We start from the raw sequence: 20,294 nt of genomic DNA on the forward strand, positions 1-20,294 counted from the left end.
CACATCAGCCGGCGCTCTGCGCGGCATCGCCAACGTCGGCCAGCGTGTCTGGGCTGCAACGCAAATCCCCGATCATCAACACATTGTTTTCAGTACGCCCCTGACTCGGGTCCAGCCGGAACTGACACAGCAACTGGTCGCCGTAGCGCACTTCCAGGGTCGGTGCGCCGGCGTTCATTTCCATGGAGAAGAACCCGTCCACCTCGCTCACCCCGCGACTGGCGTGGTTAATGATGTGATGGCCTTTGAGCGGATTGCCCTGGGGGTCGATCAGGCGGCCGAGTACGGTGAGGGTTCGCATCACGCGAATCTGGCGGTAGCCCACGCCGCCCTTGTTCAGGTGGTAGCTGGAACGGGCAGGCTGAATGGTTGCGGCGGGGACGTCGGTGCCCTCGAAATCGAAACTCACCGAGCTGCTTTTGTACGCCGTGATCGGCACAAAATTGCGCCCGGGTTTGAGCACCGCGCTGCCGCCGCTCAAGTCGTCGGCACGCAAGGCGATACCGTCGATGTCTGATTCGACATCGATGATCATGCCCGCACCGTTGCGGTGGAATTGACTGGTCATGACCATTTTTTGCCCGCCGACGGCCACCGTGCTGTCCAGGTTCAAACCGCCAGTAAGGTCGTTGTTGAACGACGAACGCTGGATAAAACCGTCACCGTTGACCCGGTCCGATTGCATCGTCGCCATCGCGTTCAGACCGATGCCGTAGGTGTCGGTGATCGCCGTGGCCGAGACGCTCTGCAGCAGGTGATCCTGCAAGGTTTTGCGGTAGGTGAGCGAGGCATTGTTATCGCGCCCGCCGTCGCGATCGGTGCGGGTGCCGATGCTGCCGGACAGCTGCTCTCCCGGGCCGCCCAGCGCGATGTTCACGCTCAGGTCGAGGCCGCGATTGCGATCATTGCCCGAGCTGAAACTGCCCGGACGGTCGAACAGCGACAGGCGCCAGTTGGCATCGCTGCCAAATAGCTGAGTGCGTTGCGTCCACCCCAGATCCAGGCCGACGCCTTCGGTGTTGCCCTCGCTGTGGGACACCCGGGCATTGACCGAACTTTTGCTGGTAAGTCGATGATTCACCGATAAGGACGAGTTGCTGGTCTGGCCGATAAATACGTTGCGCTGCCGCACGCGCGTGCCGTCGGGCAGGGTGTCGTAGAGCCGGGTGGTGTCGAGCCAGCTGCGGTTATGGCTGGCGACGAGGCTGCCGCTGCCGTAGGAATAAAGGCCCTGCACATCGAGGCCGGTGCCGTAGTCCTGGGTCTTGTAGACGTTGGCATAAACGCTGGCGTTGTTGACGATGGCCCAGTCGACCGACGTGCCGTATTGCAGGGAGTCTTTCACCTGTCGACTCGACAGGCCGAGGATCACCCTTGGGTGCATCAGGAAGTTGAGCGCGGCACCGGCGGTCATGTCGCCGTCGGCCTGCTCTTCCCAGTTGCTGAGCATTTTCGATTCACGTCCGGCGAACAGGTTGTAGCGCCAGCGCTCGTCATGATTGCGCCAGTTGTTGGGCTTGTAGACCAGTTCCTGCGTGCTGGAGGTGATCTGGCCGTCTTCAATCAGCCGCACTTCCACTTCATAGATACCACCGGGCAGTGGCCGCGTATCGAGGGTCTGCAAACCGGCCGGCATCGACTGAGTGTTGATCAGCAAACCGTCGCGATAGATTTCCACCGAGCCCTGGCGATTGGCCGTGACGTAGATCGGGTAGACCGCCGGTTTCGGGTTGTTGATGGCCAGGCTGTCGGAGCTGCCGTACATGACGCCCAGCGCAGTGTCAGGGCTGGCGCCAAAGGAGCGTGGCTGGCGAGTGAGGCCTTCCGAGGTGGGCGTGAACAAGCCCAGGCGCAGAAAGTTGCCTTGCAGTTCGCGTTGGGTGAAAAGCTCGTGCACCGCGTGATAGGTCTGGTTGTCCATGCCGCCCAGGCGGGACAACTGCAGGTTCACCGCCTGGGTCCAGTTGCCCAGGCTGCTGCTGGCTTCCAGACCGTAACGGCCACCGAGGTCCTGGTTCTGGCCGCCATTGAGGTTCAGCTGGTTACGCACGATCAACCCGGTGCTGCCGCCTTCGGGCAGGTTGTAATAGAGCTGCACCTGATCATCGCGTTCGGCGTTTTCCGTGAGGATCGACACCAGCGAGTTTTCGAGGCTGTAGTGCACAGCCAACAGTTGTTCGGGGCAGTTGGCCTGGCAGGCGCCCAGCGCCACGCCTTGTTTAAGATGGTTGGCCCAGATGTCACGCTCGCTGGGCTTGATTGTGCTGTCGCTGACATCATTGAAGTTAACTAAGGTGATTCGATCGTCGCGGGTTAATACGACCATCGCCTCGCCGAGAAACTGTTGATCAAGTTCCACCCGCACCGCCAATGGCACATCAAAGAAATGCTCTTCGAAGTCGGTCGGCAAACCCTTGGCTTGCGCAAGCAAACTTCGAGGTGTGTGGCCGTTTTCCGTGGGCGCGGCCAGGGCAGTTGCACAAAAACATAGGGCAAGCGCCGTCGCGATGGGCGTCATCGGGAACATGAACGGGATACTCTGCAGATAAGTGCGTTGAAACCCGATCGACAGGCAGTGATTACCCATCGACCGGTAAGTGTTAACGAATAAGGCCGAGCCTTAAGTCATGGCTGACTTAGATGCGCGGAACGGCATCGAAAATCAGGACTGGATTGGCCGTGTAAAGACCTGTCTGAGTGCTAATCGGATAGGCGGCGCTAATCACCAGATCAGCCCGCATACCCCCGTTGGATTCGGTATCGCCGACCACTTCTTGAGAAGTACCGGTCAAAGTGACTCCGTTGAATTTGTAGGTCAGAAAGATGTTGTTGTTGCCGTTGGTCAGCGGTTGCGGACCACCTTCCACGTAAGCATTGACCGAACCGAGAGTGTGGCGGATATCGTAAGTCGCACGCAGCGGCCTCAAGCCCTCGTCTACAATATCCCAGGTCATTTTTTCATCTTTACCAAAGTTAGGATCCACCGGTTGGGCGTGGAATGCAAAGGTGGGGATATTAGCGCTGATGTTGATGGACGAGCGTATTTCATCCGCAGCGAACGCCACCGAAGAACTCAGGGCCAAGAGGGTCATCGGAACGGTGATTGCAAGCTTCTTGAACATTATTAAGTACCTGTCAATTTCAAGGGATTGGGCCGAGGAAAGTCTTGTAACGCGAATACCACTCAATACGAAGATGGCGATTTCGCTTAACTTTCGACGCCGGAGAATGATCGACCAATCCCTTGAGAAAGTAAGTACGTAACTTCCGAAGAACATGTAGTAACAACGGCCTCCGAACAGCAGGAAAATAGTTAAAAAAACACCAACTGAATTGTTTTACCCTCAGAGAAATACTACACACAGATTTAACTGAAAAAGCACACAGACAATAACTAATTAAACTTCCGTAAGACCGGTACTACTGATCACGATAACGAAGTAATTATCAACTGGCGAACTTCCATGATTAGTTTAATTACTCTAAAAGAGCAACCGATGCCTCATTCCCGGTCGTTGAGGGCGCCTGTCCTCCCAGCGGCGACCGAAGCGACCGCTGGTCAAGAAGGCTTGCACAAGGCTAAAGATATATCTTAAGTTGTATCTAAACACGACGAGAGAAGACGCAAAATGAGAGACCATCATTCCCATCGAGACCACAGCGACAGCCGCGACGGCTTCGAAAAACGCCCAGGCCCCGGCCGTGAACGCGGCGGACGCGGTCCCCGGGTGTTCGCCCCCGGTGACCTGAAATTGCTGTTGCTGGCACTGATCGCCGAACAGCCCTGCCACGGTTATGACCTGATCCGCCAGATCGAAAGCATGTTCGACGGAGCGTACAGCCCCAGCCCTGGTGTGATTTACCCGACACTGACCTTTCTTGAAGAAAGCGAAATGATCCTGGGCGATGCCGAGGGCGGCAAAAAACGCTACAGCATCACCGACGCCGGACGCCTGTCGTTGACCGAGCAAGCCATTGCGCTGGACGGCGTGCGGATGCGCATTGAGGTCAGCAAGCGCTCATTGCGTGGCCATGATCGTCCCGCCGAGATTCACGAAGCGGTGCATAACTTGCGTCACGCCTTGCAGATGCACCACGGCCGCTGGAGCCCGGAAGAAATCCTGCGGGTGCGCGATCTGCTCAACAACACCGCCAAAGCCATCGTCGACGGCCCGGCCGTTCAACCCGTTCAGGAGCAGCCGAATGACTGAAGTTGTGCACACCATTCACCGCGTCATGCATGAAATCAAACGCCGTCGCCTGCAAGTGCTGCGCGTGGTCGACCTGACCCCGCGGATGCGCCGGATCACCCTGGGCGGCCCGGAGCTGGCCGGTTTCGTCAGCCTGGGCACGGACGACCACGTCAAACTGCTGTTCCCGCAGAACGCAGCAGAACAAGCAGCGCTGGAAACCCTGGTGCTCGGTGCTGGCAAGGACAACGGGCCGATGCCGGCGATGCGCGACTACACGCCCCGTCGTTATGACCTCGACACGCTGGAACTGGACATCGACTTTGTGTTGCACGGTGACGGCCCTGCCGCGACATGGGCCGAGCAGGCCCAACCCGGCCAGTTCCTGCACATCGGCGGGCCACGCGGCTCGATGATCGTGCCGGACATGTTCGACAGCTACCTGCTGATCGGCGACGAAACCGCCCTGCCCGCCATCGCCCGGCGTCTCGAAGGCCTGGCGGCCAATCGGCGTGCACTGGTGATCGTGGAAGTGGAAAACGGCGCCGAGCAGCAACGCCTGGAAAGCGCCGCGCAGGTCAATGTGATCTGGGTGTTGCGTGACGGTGGCAAAGACAATCTGCTGACCACCGTGAAGCAGCTGCAAGTGCCCATCGGCAATCTATATGCGTGGGTGGCGACGGAGACCAAGGTGTCACGGCAGATTCGTCGGGTGCTGCTTGATGAGCATGGTCTGAATGAGCAATTCGTCAAAGCCGTGGGTTACTGGCGGGCGGATGGCAGCGACGAAGAGTGACTGTGGCTTTTATGCCTGCCAGTTTTCCTGTGGTTAAGAGGCTCCTGTGGTGAGGGCTTTTGTGGCGAGGGGACTTGTCCCCGTTGGAGTGCGAAGCGCTCCCCAAAATCTTCGACAACTGCCGAGATTTTGGGGCTGCTACGCAACCCAACGGGGACAAGTCCCCTCGCCACAAAGTCCCCTCGCCACAATGGGGGTTCACTTTCGGCCCGGTCGCCACCGATCCAACCCGATTACCAACAATGAGATCACCAAAAACCCAACCAACAATCCCCCCGCATTCAAAAACACCTGTGGATAACCCAACGTACCGACATCAATGAACGGATAGGGATAAACCGCCAACTCATGCCCACGCAGCAGTGAATAGGCGAAGTACACCAGCGGATAAATTACCCACAGGCCGATATGCCGCAGGCGCAAGGTGCCTTTGGGCACGCACCACCACCAGTACGCCAGAAACAGCAGCGGCATGACGTCGTGCATCAATTCATCGGCCAGCAACTGCCAGCCTTCGGGATGCCACAAGTGGCGCAACAACAGGCTGTACGCCAGGCCGACGACCACGATGCTCACGGCAATCGCGCTGCTGACCCACGGCTGCAAGAACCAGCGTCGCGCCGCCGACTCACGGGACGTCCATTCGCAGGTCAACACGGTCGCCACCAGCGTATTGGTCAGCACAGTGAAGTAGCTGAAAAAGCTCAGCAGCCCACCGATCAAGCTCGCTTCCAGCGTCCAGCGCGAGTACAGAATCAGGTACAGCTGAATGGCCAGCCCCGCCCAACCCAGCACCGCGGCCACCGCCACAAAACGACGCCTCGCGGCAGAACCTGGTGTCGACAGGTTGGCCATGTTCAGAGCGGGCGCTTGGTGCGCATCAGCTTCACGTACAAGCGTTCGACCTTCTCCCGCGCCCACGGGGTTTTGCGCAGGAAGGTCAGGCTCGACTTGATGCTCGGGTCACTTTTAAAGCAGCGAATATCAATACGCTCGGCCAGCCCCGACCATTCGTAATGTTCAACCAGGGCGTTGAGGATTTGCTCCAGCGTCACGCCGTGCAGCGGGTTGTTGTTCTGTTCGGTCATGCCGGGCCTTCGAGCGATGTCAGGATGGGAAGCCGCGCACCTTAGCCGAGGGGATGGCCGGGTGGAAGCGCTCTGTGCGCTCTCTGGTAAATGTAGGTGACCTTGAACAGATCGCTGCCTGGCACTGTTACCAAACAGGAAATAATTCATGTCACGAAAAGCGCTTTCTCTATTTGTAACAGGACATTATCCTTGCGCCCGTCAAGCTGAAACGCTTCATCTGCCCGCGACATAGTGCCGCTTTCCGTTCACCCCCCAGAAAAAGATCAAGAATTCCTTCTCTATGCCTGATTTCCCAACTCCGCGAGACAGCGCTGTCTGCACCGCTATTGCCAGCCGAAAAGCCCTGAACCTGATCGGTGGGTTGACCGCTTTAGGCCTTGCAACCTGCACCCAGGCCGCTCCCGCCTTCGATAGCGAATCGCCCTGGATGCTCGGCGACTGGAACGGCACGCGCACCGAACTTTCGGAAAAAGGCTATGACTTCAAAGTCGATTACACCGGCGAAATGGGCAGCAATCTGCACGGCGGCTACGACCACGATCGCACCGCGCGCTACAGCGACCAGTTTGGTTTCGGCACGCATCTGGATTTGCAGAAAATCCTCGGCTGGGACGACGCCGAATTTCAGCTGACGATCACCGAGCGCAGCGGCAACAACATCAGCAACGACCGAATCAACGACCCGCGTGTGGGCGGTTTCACTTCCGCCCAGGAAGTCTGGGGCCGTGGGCAAACCTGGCGCCTGACGCAGATGTGGTATCAGCAGAAATTCTTCGACCAGAAGCTCGACATCAAGCTCGGCCGCTTTGGCGAAGGCGAGGACTTCAACAGCTTCCCGTGCGACTTCCAGAACCTGGCGTTCTGCGGTTCCCAGGTCGGCAACTGGGTTGGCGGCATCTGGTACAACTGGCCGGTCAGCCAGTGGGCGATGCGCGTCAAATATCACCTGACGCCAGAGCTGTACGCGCAAGTCGGCGCGTATGAGCAGAACCCGTCGAACCTCGATCGCGGCAACGGCTTCAAGCTCAGCGGCAGCGGCACTCAGGGCGCGATTCTGCCGGTCGAGCTGGTGTGGTCGCCCAAGCTCAACGGCCTGCCGGGCGAATACCGCGCCGGTTATTACTACAGCAACGCCAAGGCCACGGATGCCTACAAGGACAGCAATGGTCAGCCGGCCGCCCTGAGTGGCGAGGCTTACCGCAGCGCGTCGAGCAAGCACGGCGTGTGGCTGGGCGTGCAACAGCAAATCACTAGCCGCGCCAGCGACAACTCTCGCGGCTTGAGCGTGTTCGCCAACGGCACGATGCACGACAAGAAAACCAACGCCATCGACAACTATGTCCAGGCCGGCGTCGTCTACAAAGGCCTGTTCGATGCGCGCGCCAAGGACGACATCGGCTTTGCGCTCGCCCGCGTCCACGTCAACCCGGCCTATCGCAAGAACGCCGAAGCGACCAATCAGGCCCGCGCTGTCTATGACTACGACGATCCCTCGTTCCTGCCACCCCAGGACACCGAATACAGCGCCGAACTCTATTACGGCGTGCACGTCACGAACTGGCTGACCGTGCGCCCGAACCTGCAATACATCCGCCACCCCGGTGGCGTGGACAAGGTCGATGACGCGTTGATTGGCGGAATAAAAATCCAGTCATCCTTCTAACCCACACCACAAAACCCTGTGGGAGCTGGCTTGCCAGCGATGGCGGTATGTCAGTCAACATCTGCGCCAGCTGAGACACCGCTATCGCTGGCAAGCCAGCTCCCACAGGTATCGCGTCAACCGAACCATTTTTATATGAACCATGCCCGCACAGGATCGTCATCTACAGTGAACTTGCGCGGGACTACTTAAAACGTCACGGAGAACCACACTATGAGCACTGATGGTGCTTTGAGTCGAAGCCGTCTGTTGCCGACCCTGCTCGGCATTCTGCTTCTGCTAATGGGCCTGGCCATGCTGGCCGGCGGGATCAAGCTGAGCATGCTCGGCGGCTCGCTGTATTACCTGCTGGCCGGTATCGGCCTGACGCTGACCGGCGTGCTGCTGATCCTGGCCCGCCGCGCTGCGCTGGGCCTTTATGCATTGGTGCTGTTTGCCAGTACCGTGTGGGCCTTGTGGGAAGTCGGCCTCGATTGGTGGCAACTGGTGCCGCGTCTGGCGATGCTGTTTGCGCTGGGCCTCGTCATGTTGCTGCCGTGGTTCCGCCGTCCGCTGCTGATCACCGGCCCTGCGCCGATGGGCACTGGCGCGTTGAGCGTGGCCGTGGTGCTCGCTGGCGTTACCGCGCTGGCCAGCCAGTTCACCAACCCGGGTGAAATCAAAGGCGAACTGGACCGCGACAGCGTACCGGGCATGACCAACACCGCCCCGGCCATGCCCGACGGTGACTGGAATTCCTACGGCCGTAGCGCCCACGGTGATCGTTACTCGCCACTGGCGCAGATCACTCCACAGAACGTGAACAAACTGGTTCCCGCCTGGACCTACCGCACAGGCGACCTGCCTGGGCCGAACGACCCGGGCGAAACCACGGCCGAAAACACCCCGCTGAAAGTCAACGGCATGCTCTACGTGTGCACGCCGCACAGCCAGGTGATCGCCCTTGATCCGGACACCGGCAAGGAAATCTGGCGTTTCGATCCGAAGCTCTCGACGCAAAACGCGGCGAACTTCAAGGGTTGGGCACACATGACCTGCCGTGGCGTGACCTATCACGATGACGCCGCTTACGCGTCCGAGCAAAGCCCGACCGGCACCGCCAGCCCTGCGCCGGTCAGCACGGTCTGCCCGCGCCGGATCTTCCTGCCGACCGCCGACACTCGTCTGATCGCCCTCGACGCCGACACCGGCAAGATGTGCGAAGACTTCGGCAACAAAGGCCAGGTTGACCTCACCGCCAACATCGGCGGCTTCAACGCTGGCGGTTACTACTCCACTTCACCTCCAGCGGTCACCAAGGATCTGGTGGTGATTGGCGGCCACGTCACCGACAACGTTTCCACCGACGAACCCAGCGGCGTGATTCGCGCGTTCGACGTGCACACCGGCAAACTGGTGTGGAACTGGGACAGCGGCAACCCGGACGACACCACGCCGATTGCCGAAGGCCAGGTCTACACCCGCAACTCGCCGAACATGTGGTCCATGTTCGCGGTCGACGAAAAACTCGGCATGCTCTACCTGCCGATGGGCAACCAGACCCCGGACCAGTTCGGTGGCGATCGCACCCCTGAATCGGAACTGCACGCCGCCGGCCTGACCGCCCTCGACATCGCGACCGGTCAGGTACGCTGGCACATGCAGTTCACCCACCATGACCTGTGGGACATGGACGTCGGTGGCCAGCCAACCCTGATGGACCTGAAAACCGCTGACGGCGTGAAGCCAGCGGTGCTCGCGTCCACCAAGCAAGGCAGCATTTATGTGCTGGATCGCAGCACCGGCAAGCCGATCGTGCCGATCAACGAAGTGCCGGTGCCACAAGGCGCTGTCGAAGGTGATCACACCTCGCCGACCCAACCGAAGTCCGACCTCAACCTGATGCCGCCGCCGCTGCAAGAGCGCGACATGTGGGGCGTGACACCGTTCGACCAACTGATCTGCCGGATCGACTTCAAATCCATGCGCTACGACGGCCCGTTCACGCCGCCATCGCTGCAAGGTTCGATCGTGTATCCAGGCAACTTCGGCGTGTTCGACTGGGGCGGCATCTCGGTTGACCCGGTGCGTCAGATCGCTTTCATGAACCCGGATTACATGGCGTTCAAATCGAAAATGATCCCGGCCGCCGAAATCGCCGCCCAAGGCCCGCGCAAAAGCGAAACCGAAGGCGTGCAGCCGAACAAAGGCGCGCCATACGGCGTCGTCCTCGAACCCTTGCTCTCGCCTGTGGGCCTGCCATGCCAGGCACCTGCCTGGGGTTACGTGACAGCGGTCGACCTGACCACCAGCAAAATCATCTGGAAACACAAAAACGGCACCGTGCGCGACAGCTCACCGGTTCCAATTCCGCTGAGCATGGGCGTGCCTAGCCTGGGCGGCACCTTCGTCACTGCTGGCGGCGTTGGTTTCCTGAGCGGCACCCTCGACCAGTACCTGCGCGCCTATGACGTGAAAAACGGCAAGCAGTTGTGGGAAGGTCGCCTGCCAGCAGGTGCACAAACCACACCGATGACTTACACCGGCAAGGACGGCAAGCAATACGTGCTCGTCGTGGCTGGCGGTCATGGGTCGCTGGGCACCAAGCAAGGTGACTATGTGATTGCGTACAAACTGTCCGAGTAAGGTTTAGCGGCGGTTGAAGGAAAGGCGACTCCTGCGAGGGGGTCGCCTTTTTTGTCGGAATTTTCCGCCACACCGCCTATCACTTGTGGGAGCGGGCTTGCCCGCGATAGCGGTGTATCAGTCAACACATGTGTTGAATGTTAAACAGCCATCGCGGGCAAGCCCGCTCCCACATTGGGCCGCGTCAGGCCTGAATTTATTTGCCAACGTCCTACAGCCGTTGCTGTTCTGGCGGAGGATTCCGACAAGTTCTATCGGTTGTCGTGTCAGAAGCCCGTTCGATAGGCTTTCGAGGTCGCTGCAAATTCAGCGGCCGGGTTTGGTCGCCCAGGTTTAGAATGACGCACTTTTCGTGATTGCTTCATGGCGAGCTGTGCGTGGGAGGGCTTCGGCCCTGCCGGGTTCCATTCCCTGGTCGACCAACCTGCGTACGGTTCGCCACCCAACTGCTTGGTCGCAGTCGTGGCGAACTCCCTGTCCCCGAATGGAGCTTCACCATGTTCAAAGAAACCCCGAATCCCCCGCAAACCGACGACGTTTCCCCCTACGAGTCCCTCGATTCCAAAAAACTCAACGAAGCCGCCGAGCGCGCACTGGATCACTACCTCAATCCCGCCGCCCTCAAATCCCCCGCTACCCGCAAACCCAGCACGATGTTTTTGATTGCGCCGGATATCAAAGACGAAGACCTGCTGGCCCATACCTGTGAATCGTTGGCCCAGGCCAGCGTGATGGCGAGTGATTTCGCGGATTATCTGGAAGGCCCGCACCGGCACAAGGCGATGGCCATTCAACAGATCGTCATGCTGGCCGAGCTGGCAGCAAACCGGATGCTCGATAACGTCGCTATACCAAAACCTGCGCCGCACAGCTGATCCCCAGTGGAAGCAAATCCCCTGTGGGAGTGAACCTGCTCCGGGCGGCGCTCCGACGATTGCTGTCCGACATCCGGCATTGATGTTGGCTGACACTCCGCCATCGCTGGCAGGCCAGCTCCCACAATTGGATTGGGTACTTCAGCAAGAGATTGGTCGGCTGTCAGGCCGCCATCGCGGGCAAGCCAGCTCCCACAATTGGATTGGGTACTTCAGCAAGAGATTGGTCGGCTGTCAGGTCGCCATCGCTGGCAGGCCAGCTCCCACAATTGAATTGGGTACATCAGCAAGATGTTGGTCGGCTGTCAGGTCGCCATCGCTGGCAGGCCAGCTCCCACAATTAAATTTTGTACATCAGTAAGAGATTGGTCGGCTGTCAGGCCGCCATCGCGAGCAGGCTCACTCCTACAAGGGCCCGGCGTACATCCGCTTCTCACCACTCAACAGGCCGAGCGTTAGCTCGCCTGCAGCTCTTGATCTTGATCCACCCGCCCCTTTCGGGAGGCTGAGTGGAGGTGTTCATCCGGGGAGTGGCGCGCAGCGCCGTTCGACGCAGTCGAACACGCTGCATGTAGGTCGTCGCGAAGCAGACCGGAGGGCAGTGTCCCCGGATGGATACCGGAGCGAAGGTACGCCGAGCCTTAGCGAGGGGCCGGACGCTTGGGGCGAGCGTTTTTTTGCTTACTTTTTTTAGGCGCTTGTAAAAAAAGTGAGTCGCCGTAAGGGCGAAACCGCCAGCCGCCATTACCGCAGAAACGGATATGTACACAACCACCAAGAACATGGTCGGCCCAAAGGCCGCCAAGTCAAAAGCACCTGTCCAAACCCTGAACACACACCCAGAAATATCCCGCCCCATTGAAACCACCCCCCACCTGCCCCATCTAAGACCCATACCCCATTGCGCAGGTGCCCCATGAGCGACCAGCAAGAATTCCCTGAAGACCCGAGCGAATACGCCGACCCAGAGAACGCCGAACACCATTCCACCGGCAAAGGCCTCGCCCTGCCCGGCCAGAACCTGCCGGACAAGGTCTACATCATCCCGATCCACAATCGCCCGTTCTTCCCGGCCCAAGTGCTGCCGGTCATCGTCAATGAAGAACCGTGGGCCGAAACCCTCGACCTGGTCAGCAAATCCGACCACCACTCCCTGGCCCTGTTCTATATGGACACGCCCCAGGAGGATCCGCGCCATTTCGACACCTCGGCCCTGCCGCTGTACGGCACGCTGGTCAAGGTGCACCACGCCAGTCGCGAAAACGGCAAACTACAATTCGTCGCCCAAGGGCTGACCCGCGTGCGCATTCGCACCTGGCTCAAACACCATCGCCCGCCATACCTGGTGGAAGTCGAATACCCGCACCAGCCCACCGAGCCGACCGACGAGGTCAAGGCCTACGGCATGGCGCTGATCAACGCGATCAAGGAACTGCTGCCGCTCAACCCGCTGTACAGCGAAGAGCTGAAAAACTACCTCAACCGCTTCAGCCCCAACGATCCGTCACCGTTGACCGACTTCGCCGCTGCCCTGACCTCGGCCACCGGCAACGAGCTGCAAGAAGTGCTCGACTGCGTGCCCATGCTCAAGCGCATGGAAAAAGTCCTGCCGATGCTGCGCAAGGAAGTCGAAGTCGCGCGGTTGCAGAAAGAGATTTCCGCCGAAGTTAACCGCAAGATCGGCGAGCATCAGCGCGAGTTCTTCCTCAAGGAACAACTCAAGGTCATCCAGCAAGAGCTGGGGCTGACCAAAGACGACCGCAGCGCCGACATCGAACAGTTCGAGCAGCGCCTGGAAGGCAAAGTCCTGCCGGCCCAAGCGCAAAAACGCGTCGAAGAGGAAATGAACAAGCTGTCGATCCTCGAGACCGGTTCGCCGGAGTACGCGGTCACCCGCAACTACCTCGACTGGGCGACCTCGGTGCCGTGGGGCGTGTACGGCGAAGACAAACTCGACCTCAAGCACGCGCGCAAGGTGCTCGACAAACACCACGCCGGCCTCGACGACATCAAGGACCGCATCCTCGAATTCCTCGCGGTCGGTGCCTATAAAGGCGAGATCAGCGGTTCCATCGTCTTGCTGGTCGGCCCGCCCGGCGTGGGTAAAACCAGCGTCGGCAAATCCATCGCCGAATCCCTGGGCCGGCCGTTCTACCGCTTCAGCCTCGGCGGCATGCGCGACGAAGCCGAGATCAAGGGCCACCGCCGCACCTACATCGGCGCACAGCCGGGCAAACTCGTCCAAGCGTTGAAAGACGTCGAAGTGATGAACCCGGTGATCATGCTCGACGAGATCGACAAGATGGGCCAAAGCTACCAGGGCGACCCGGCCTCGGCGCTGCTGGAAACCCTCGACCCGGAACAGAACGTCGAATTCCTCGACCACTACCTGGACCTGCGTCTGGACCTGTCGAAAGTGCTGTTCGTCTGCACCGCCAACACCCTGGATTCGATTCCCGGCCCCTTGCTGGACCGGATGGAAGTGATTCGCCTGTCGGGCTACATCACCGAAGAAAAAATCGCCATCGCCAAGCGCCACCTGTGGCCCAAGCAACTTGAGAAGGCTGGCGTGTCCAAAGGCAGCCTGAGCATCAGCGACAGCGCCTTGAAGGCCTTGATCGATGGTTACGCCCGCGAAGCCGGGGTGCGCCACTTGGAAAAAGAACTGGGCAAACTGGTGCGCAAAGCCGTGGTGAAGTTGATCGACGAGCCGAAAGCGGTGATCAAAATCGGTCCGAAAGACCTCGAAGCCTCGCTCGGCCATCCAGTGTTCCGCAACGAGCAAGTGCTGTCCGGCACCGGGGTCATCACCGGCCTGGCCTGGACCAGCATGGGCGGCGCCACTTTGCCGATCGAAGCCACGCGCATCCACACCTTGAACCGAGGCTTCAAACTCACGGGGCAATTGGGCGATGTGATGAAAGAGTCGGCGGAAATCGCCTACAGCTACGTCAGTTCAAACCTGAAGTCGTTTGGCGGCGATCCGAAGTTCTTCGACGAAGCCTTCGTCCACCTGCACGTCCCGGAAGGCGCCACTCCGAAAGACGGCCCGAGCGCCGGCGTGACCATGGCCAGCGCCCTGCTCTCGCTCGCCCGCAACCAGGCGCCGAAAAGAGGCATCGCCATGACCGGCGAACTGACCCTGACCGGACATGTCCTGCCGATTGGCGGGGTGCGTGAAAAAGTGATCGCGGCGCGGCGGCAGAAGATCTTTGAGTTGATCCTGCCGGAGCCGAACCGAGGGAGCTTTGATGAACTGCCGGACTATCTGAAGGAAGGGATTACCGTGCACTTTGCCAAGCGGTTTGCGGATGTGGCGAAGATTCTGTTCTGACGGTCACCTAGCGCCCTTCTACCGCTATCGCTAGCAGGCTAGCTCCCACAAGGATGGGTGGTGTTCACAAATTTTGTGTTCACTGCAACCCCTGTGGGAGCTAGCCTGCTAGCGATGGCGTCATTACTGACACCCCCATTTCTGAACCTGTCACACTTTGTCTCATCTTCAGTTATGCTCGCCGTTCGTCGTGAACGCCGGAGCCACTGACCTTATGTCCCCCACCCGCCTGTTTGTCCCCCTCGCCCTCTCCTTGCTGGCCGCCTGCGCCACGCAACCGAAACAGAACGTGACCGTGGAAAAACAAGGCGAATGCCCGCTGCAAATGCGCAACGGACAGATCCTGATCCTGACTCTGCCGAGCAACCCGACCACGGGTTATCGTTGGGCAATCCAGGATTCGGCCGGCGGTGTGCTGCATGCGCTCAGTCCTGAGGTGTACAGCAACCCGGAAGATGCCGGGATCGTCGGCAGCGCCGGGATTTCGACCTGGCGCTTTCAGGCGTTCACTGCCGGTACGGGCCGTTTGCGTCTGACCTATTCACAGCCTTGGGCACCGGAAGTGCCGGCCGTGAAAACCTTCGACTGCCCGATCGCGGTTAACTGATCGTGGGCTGGCTGATTCTGGCGCTGATGGGCGCGGTGACTTTTCTGTATGGCCTGAGCGTGCACGCCGCGCTGCTCTGTCTGCTGGTCAAGCCGTTGCCGGTGTTGGCCTTGCTCGGTTGGTTGCATGACGCACCACCCAGCGAATACCGGCGCTGGATCAGCCTTGGATTGATTTTCTCCCTGCTCGGCGATGTGTTGCTGGCGTGGCCGGGGGATTTGTTTGTGTTTGGGCTTGGGGCTTTTTTGGTCGCCCACCTAGCGTATCTGAAAGCCTACTTGAGCGATTGCCGGCGGTTGGCATTGTTGCCATTGGTGATTGCCTTGGCCGTCGGCGCGGTGCTGCTGGGGATTTTGATTTCCCACGGGCTGGGCCCATTGTTGATCCCGGTGATTGTTTACGGGTTGGCCATCAGCGCGATGCTCTGGCGGGCGCTGGCCCGGCTCGGGACCGAAGTGCCGAAACGTTCGGCGCTGTTGGCAGCGGCTGGCGCCGTGGCGTTTGTGTTTTCGGACAGCGTGATTGGCATCAACCGGTTTGTCTTGCCGTTTAACGCCGCGCCTTACGTGATTATCCTCAGTTACTGGCTGGGGCAATGGGGGATTGCGGCGTCGGCGTTTGGCCCGAAATCGCGTTGAATTTGTGGTGAGGGGATTTATCCCCGTTCGGCTGCGTAGCAGACGCAAGGCTTTGATCCTAGGGACCGCTACGCAGTCCAACGGGGATAAATCCCCTCACCACGTCAGACAACCCGCGCATCCCCCCGTCAATTTGGCTAAAATGCCGGCCTTTTCCACCTATGCCGCTGGAACCGCCGTGAGCAAAGACCCCGATCGCCTTTTCGCCCAGCCTTTGGCCCAAGTGCCTGACTTCGCCTTCAACGAGGACGTGGTGCGGGTGTTCCCGGACATGATCAAGCGCTCGGTGCCGGGTTATCCGACCATCGTTGAGAACCTCGGCGTGCTCGCCGCGCAATTCGCCCAGCCCAACAGCGTGCTCTACGACTTGGGCTCGTCCTTGGGCGCCGTGACTCAAGCATTGCGTCGTCACGTGCGCACCGACGGTTGCCGAGTGATCGCTGTGGATAACTCGGCGGCGATGGTCGAGCGCTGCCGCGAATACCTCAACGGTCAGGACTCGATGTTCCAGGAGTTGCTGCCCGTGGAAGTGATCGAGGGCGACATCCTCGCCCTCGACTTTCAGCCCGCCTCGGTGGTGGCGCTGAACTTCACCCTGCAATTCATCGCCCCGGACCAGCGCACCGCGTTGCTCTCGCGTATCCGCCAATCGCTACTGCCCGGCGGCGCGCTGATTCTGTCGGAGAAGCTGCGCTTCAATGATCTGGAAGAACACGCGCTGCTCACTGATTTGCATGTCGCGTTCAAACGCGCCAACGGCTACAGCGAGCTGGAAATCGCCCAGAAGCGCAGCGCCATCGAAAACGTCATGAAGCCCGACAGCCTCGAAGAACACCGCGAGCGCCTGTTGGCTGCCGGGTTCTCGAAAGTCGTGCCGTGGTTCCAATGTCTTAACTTTGCCTCGTTGATTGCCTTGCCATGATTGATCTATCCCCCCTCGCCCGCCGATTGGCCGGCACACCGCTGGCCGACTGGGCCAACACCCTGCAAGCGCAACTCGACAAGAAAATGGAAAAGGGTCACGGCGACCTTGAGCGCTGGCAAAGTGCGCTGGATGCTCTGCCGAAGATTCAGCCGAGTGAAGTTGATTTGCTCAACGGTCTGACGCTGGACACTGACTGCGATGACGAAACCCGTGCGCAAATGCGCACGGCGTTGATGGGTTTGTCGCCATGGCGCAAAGGCCCGTTCGACCTGTTCGGCGTGCACGTCGACACCGAATGGCGCTCGGACTGGAAGTGGTCGCGGGTCGCTCCGCACCTGGATTTGAAGGGCAAACGCATCCTCGATGTCGGTTGCGGCAATGGTTACTACATGTGGCGCATGCTCGGTGCCGGGGCCGACAGCGTGATCGGTGTCGACCCGAACTGGCTGTTCTTCTGCCAGTTCCAGGCGGTGCAGCGTTACTTGTCAGAACCCAATGCCTGGCACCTGCCGTTCCCTTTCGAAGACCTGCCGCCAAACATGGAAGGCTTCGACACGGTGTTTTCCATGGGCGTGTTCTATCACCGTCGTTCGCCGATCGAGCATTTGCTGGCGCTGAAGGATTGCCTGGTCAAGGGTGGTGAACTGGTGCTGGAGACGCTGGTGATCGAAGGCGATCAGCAGCAGGTGCTGGTGCCGGAAGACCGTTATGCGCAGATGCGTAACGTGTGGTTCCTGCCGTCGGTGCCGGCGCTGGAATTGTGGCTGCGGCGTGCCGGGTTCACGGATGTTCGCTGTGTTGACGTGAGCGTGACCACGGTCGAGGAACAGCGCGGGACGGAGTGGATGAAGTATCAGTCGTTGAGTGATTTTCTGGATCCGCAGGATCACAGCAAGACGGTTGAAGGGCTGCCGGCGCCGATGCGGGCCGTCATTGTTGCTCGTAAGTAGAACTCCAATTTCCCAGACACCAGATAAACCTGTGGGAGCGGGCTTGCCCGCGATAGCGTTGGTTCAGTCAAAATCAATGTTTGATGTGCCGACGCCATCGCGGGCAAGCCCGCTCCCACAGGGGCCGGTGTTTATTCTGAAGGTTTGGCTCTGCGGGCCTTGAAGAACTCGCTGAGTACAGCCCCGCACTCTTGCGCCAACACCCCGCCCTCAAACAGCACCCGGTGATTCAGGAAGCCCTGGGTAAAAAACTGCCCCTGACTCTGCACAATCCCCGCTTTCGGCTCCAGAGCGCCATACACCACCCGCGCAATCCGCGAATGCACGATCAGCCCGGCGCACATGCTGCACGGCTCAAGGGTCACGTACAGCGTGCTGCCCGGCAGCCGATAGTTGCTGGCCGCCAACGCCGCGGCGCGGATCGCGACCATCTCGGCATGGGCACTCGGGTCGTTGCCGCTGATCGGGCAGTTGAAGCCGCGACCAATAATTTCGCCGTCTTGCACCAGCACTGCGCCCACGGGCACTTCACCCAGCGCCGCGCCTTGTGCGGCCAGGGCCAGGGCTTCGCGCATGAAGTCGCGGTCGCGGCTACGGTCGATGATCGCGGCGGGACGAATCTGACGCATCAGGCCACCTCGATGGCGGCCATCAGGCCGGTTTCCATGTGATCGATCACGTGGCAATGGAACATCCACACGCCGGGGTTATCCGCCACCAACGCAACTCGCGCGCGCTCGTTCTTGCCCAGCAGGTAGGTGTCGGTGAAGTACGGAATGACCTTGTGCCGGTTCGAGGCGATGACCTTGAAACTCATGCCGTGCAGGTGAATCGGATGCTGATACTGAGTCATGTTCTTCAATTCGAAAATGTAGCTCTTGCCCTTCTCGAGCTTGGCAATCGGCCGGTCGGCACAGGTCTTGTCGGTGATGTCCCAGGCCTTGCCGTTGATCTGCCACAAGCTCGGCGGCTTGCCGTTGTCGACGTTGACCGACACCGAGCCTACCCATTCGAAATTGAAGTTGAGTTTCTCGGCATTGGCCAGGTCCGGTTCTGCCACCGGGTTGGCGGGCAGCGCGGGCGGCCATTCGGTGGGTGCATCGGTATTCGCTACCGAGCGCAATGTGCCCAGGCGAACCGGGCCGTTGCGCAGGGACAATTCCACACCGACGGGCGGCGCCTTGATCGCCAGGCAGATGCGCATGCCCGGGCCGAGCCAGTATTCCTTGCCCATGGGCCGCGGTTCTACGGGATTGCCGTCCAACGCATAGATCTGCGCTTCGACGCCGGGAATGTTGAGGCGATAGGTCAGCGTGTTATCGAGGTTGAGCAGGCGCACACGGGTGATTTGCCCGGCGGGCAAGTCAATCACCGCTTGCGAGACACCGTTGATGGTCGAGAGGCGCCCCGCCGTGCCACCACGGGCGGCCTCGCGAGGAATGCTGAACGCTACGAAAGCGCCCTCTTCATCAACGTGCCAGCTCTTGAGGCTCAGGGTTTTCTCGTACTTGAAACCGGTAGGCTCGCGCTCTTCGACGATCAGCGGGCCGACAAGGCCACGGCCGAGTTCTTCGCTGCTGTTCACGTGCGGGTGATACCAATAACTGCCGGCGTCCGGTACACGGAATTTGTAGTCGAAGTATTCGCCCGGCAACACCGGCAATTGCGAAACGTACGGAACACCGTCCATCTCCAGTGGCAGGCGAATGCCGTGCCAGTGAATGGTGGTCGCCACCGGCAGATGGTTGATGAAGCGCACCCGCAGCCATTCGCCCTGACGCACCCGCAACTCGGTGCCTGGCGCCGACGGGCCGAACGCCCAGGCTGGGGTCTTGTGCCCAGCGACCAGTTCGACATCCAGCGGTGCTGCGATCAGTTCATAGTCGTGGCCGGCGTCAGCGTCAGCCATCTTGCCCAGCCAGTACCGCGACGCGCCCCCCGCTCCGACACCAACGACAACAAGACCGGCCAGGCCACCGAGGATTTGGCGACGGGTAAAGGACATGAACTCAACTACCTCACGTATCAGCGACAGGCCCGAGGGCCTGTAAAAGGCGAATACGATACACCTGCGGATGAGAAACGGTAAGGGTGGGGCGGCGGATGGCCGCAGAGAGCCACCCCTCACCCTAACCCTCTCCCCAGGGGGTAGAGGGGACTGACCGAGTTGTTCCTGGAGCTACATCGACCTGAAAAATCGAGCCGAACTCAGGTTTGAAAAGCTTGAAGATCTGCTCCCTTTCCCCCTCTCCCCCGTGGGGAGAGGGCTGGGGTGAGGGGTGGCTCTTGAATCTGATCAACTAACGTCCGGCAGCTACCAATCCCATCAACAAATGCACAACGCCTTCGCCCAGCATCATGACTCCTGGCACCCCAGCCACATTCAATGCCTGTCGATCCATCCGCGCCACATCCCGCAACTCCACCCGCACCCGGGTCAGCGCCACAGGCTGCTGCGACTTGAGGTTATCCACACCGCCCAGCGCGGCTACGACTTCTGGCGCCAGCCCGGAAACAGGCTGAGCAATTACCTTCGGCTCATCAACCACCAGATCCGGCGTCAACGCTTTCCAGAACGCTCGCTGCATTTTCTCGAACAT

Annotated in this window: 17 protein-coding genes; 10 read left to right on the forward strand and 7 right to left on the reverse strand. The window is 60.0% G+C overall.

The features are described from left to right. Positions 1-4: 4 nt before the first annotated feature. Together ACA053_RS23425 and ACA053_RS23430 are read right to left on the reverse strand one after the other, a co-directional pair. Positions 5-2,527, reverse strand: coding sequence for a TcfC E-set like domain-containing protein (locus ACA053_RS23425; protein ID WP_497393824.1), 2,523 nt, complete (start codon positions 2,525-2,527; stop codon positions 5-7). 109 nt (positions 2,528-2,636) lie between these two features. Next, the gene (locus tag ACA053_RS23430) at positions 2,637-3,122 is read right to left on the reverse strand and encodes a CS1 type fimbrial major subunit (RefSeq protein WP_497313465.1); all 486 of its coding nucleotides are present in this window, start codon (positions 3,120-3,122) and stop codon (positions 2,637-2,639) included. Between the two features lie 507 nt (positions 3,123-3,629). Here ACA053_RS23430 and ACA053_RS23435 point away from each other — a divergent pair. Continuing rightward, positions 3,630-4,211 carry a PadR family transcriptional regulator gene (locus tag ACA053_RS23435; protein ID WP_497313467.1) on the forward strand — a complete coding sequence of 194 codons (582 nt, stop codon included), beginning with the start codon at positions 3,630-3,632 and terminating at the stop codon, positions 4,209-4,211. Then, positions 4,204-4,986 (forward strand): siderophore-interacting protein, encoded by a 783-nt coding sequence (locus ACA053_RS23440; protein ID WP_497313469.1) that lies wholly within the window; start codon positions 4,204-4,206, stop codon positions 4,984-4,986. Before ACA053_RS23435 ends, ACA053_RS23440 begins: the two co-directional genes overlap by 8 nt. A 198-nt stretch (positions 4,987-5,184) precedes the next feature. On the opposite strand, the gene ACA053_RS23445 is transcribed toward ACA053_RS23440, so the two are convergent. Together ACA053_RS23445 and ACA053_RS23450 are read right to left on the reverse strand one after the other, a co-directional pair. Continuing rightward, the gene (locus ACA053_RS23445; protein ID WP_497313471.1) at positions 5,185-5,841 is read right to left on the reverse strand and encodes a Pr6Pr family membrane protein; all 657 of its coding nucleotides are present in this window, start codon (positions 5,839-5,841) and stop codon (positions 5,185-5,187) included. 2 nt (positions 5,842-5,843) lie between these two features. Further along, a complete protein-coding gene (locus ACA053_RS23450; protein WP_007903672.1) occupies positions 5,844-6,074 on the reverse strand; it encodes a VF530 family protein in 231 nt (76 codons plus the stop codon). Positions 6,075-6,357: 283 nt separating this feature from the next. Between ACA053_RS23450 and ACA053_RS23455 the strand changes: the two genes are divergently transcribed. The 8 genes from ACA053_RS23455 (at position 6,358) to cmoB (ending at position 17,694) form a co-directional block, all read left to right on the forward strand. Next, on the forward strand, positions 6,358-7,740 hold the full coding sequence (locus ACA053_RS23455) for a carbohydrate porin (RefSeq protein ID WP_497393825.1): 1,383 nt from the start codon (positions 6,358-6,360) through the stop codon (positions 7,738-7,740). 213 nt (positions 7,741-7,953) lie between these two features. Further along, entirely contained in the window at positions 7,954-10,365 is a 2,412-nt protein-coding gene (locus tag ACA053_RS23460; protein ID WP_497393826.1) for a glucose/quinate/shikimate family membrane-bound PQQ-dependent dehydrogenase, read from the forward strand. Positions 10,366-10,862: 497 nt separating this feature from the next. Further along, the gene (locus tag ACA053_RS23465; protein WP_497313477.1) at positions 10,863-11,240 is read left to right on the forward strand and encodes a DUF6124 family protein; all 378 of its coding nucleotides are present in this window, start codon (positions 10,863-10,865) and stop codon (positions 11,238-11,240) included. 916 nt (positions 11,241-12,156) lie between these two features. Further along, the gene (gene lon, locus ACA053_RS23470; RefSeq protein WP_109634562.1) at positions 12,157-14,574 is read left to right on the forward strand and encodes an endopeptidase La; all 2,418 of its coding nucleotides are present in this window, start codon (positions 12,157-12,159) and stop codon (positions 14,572-14,574) included. Between the two features lie 214 nt (positions 14,575-14,788). Then, positions 14,789-15,181, forward strand: coding sequence for a protease inhibitor I42 family protein (locus ACA053_RS23475; protein ID WP_109634564.1), 393 nt, complete (start codon positions 14,789-14,791; stop codon positions 15,179-15,181). 2 nt (positions 15,182-15,183) lie between these two features. Continuing rightward, positions 15,184-15,819 carry a lysoplasmalogenase gene (locus ACA053_RS23480; protein WP_497393827.1) on the forward strand — a complete coding sequence of 212 codons (636 nt, stop codon included), beginning with the start codon at positions 15,184-15,186 and terminating at the stop codon, positions 15,817-15,819. Positions 15,820-15,961: 142 nt separating this feature from the next. Next, the gene (gene cmoA / locus ACA053_RS23485; RefSeq protein WP_178082324.1) at positions 15,962-16,741 is read left to right on the forward strand and encodes a carboxy-S-adenosyl-L-methionine synthase CmoA; all 780 of its coding nucleotides are present in this window, start codon (positions 15,962-15,964) and stop codon (positions 16,739-16,741) included. Further along, a complete protein-coding gene (cmoB, locus tag ACA053_RS23490) occupies positions 16,738-17,694 on the forward strand; it encodes a tRNA 5-methoxyuridine(34)/uridine 5-oxyacetic acid(34) synthase CmoB (RefSeq protein ID WP_497270968.1) in 957 nt (318 codons plus the stop codon). Before cmoA ends, cmoB begins: the two co-directional genes overlap by 4 nt. 131 nt (positions 17,695-17,825) lie before the next feature. Here the strand turns inward: cmoB and tadA are convergent, their stop codons facing one another. The 3 genes from tadA to ACA053_RS23505 all read right to left on the reverse strand — a co-directional run bounded on the left by tadA (position 17,826) and on the right by ACA053_RS23505 (position 20,294). Continuing rightward, positions 17,826-18,323, reverse strand: a complete 498-nt coding sequence (gene tadA / locus ACA053_RS23495) for a tRNA adenosine(34) deaminase TadA (protein ID WP_497393828.1) — start codon at positions 18,321-18,323, stop codon at positions 17,826-17,828. Further along, positions 18,323-19,699, reverse strand: a complete 1,377-nt coding sequence (locus ACA053_RS23500; RefSeq protein WP_109634573.1) for a multicopper oxidase family protein — start codon at positions 19,697-19,699, stop codon at positions 18,323-18,325. Before ACA053_RS23500 ends, tadA begins: the two co-directional genes overlap by 1 nt. Before the next feature lie 295 nt (positions 19,700-19,994). Beyond that, entirely contained in the window at positions 19,995-20,294 is a 300-nt protein-coding gene (locus ACA053_RS23505) for a PTS sugar transporter subunit IIB (RefSeq protein WP_497393829.1), read from the reverse strand.

This window comes from Pseudomonas sp. LBUM1672, from assembly GCF_059695655.1.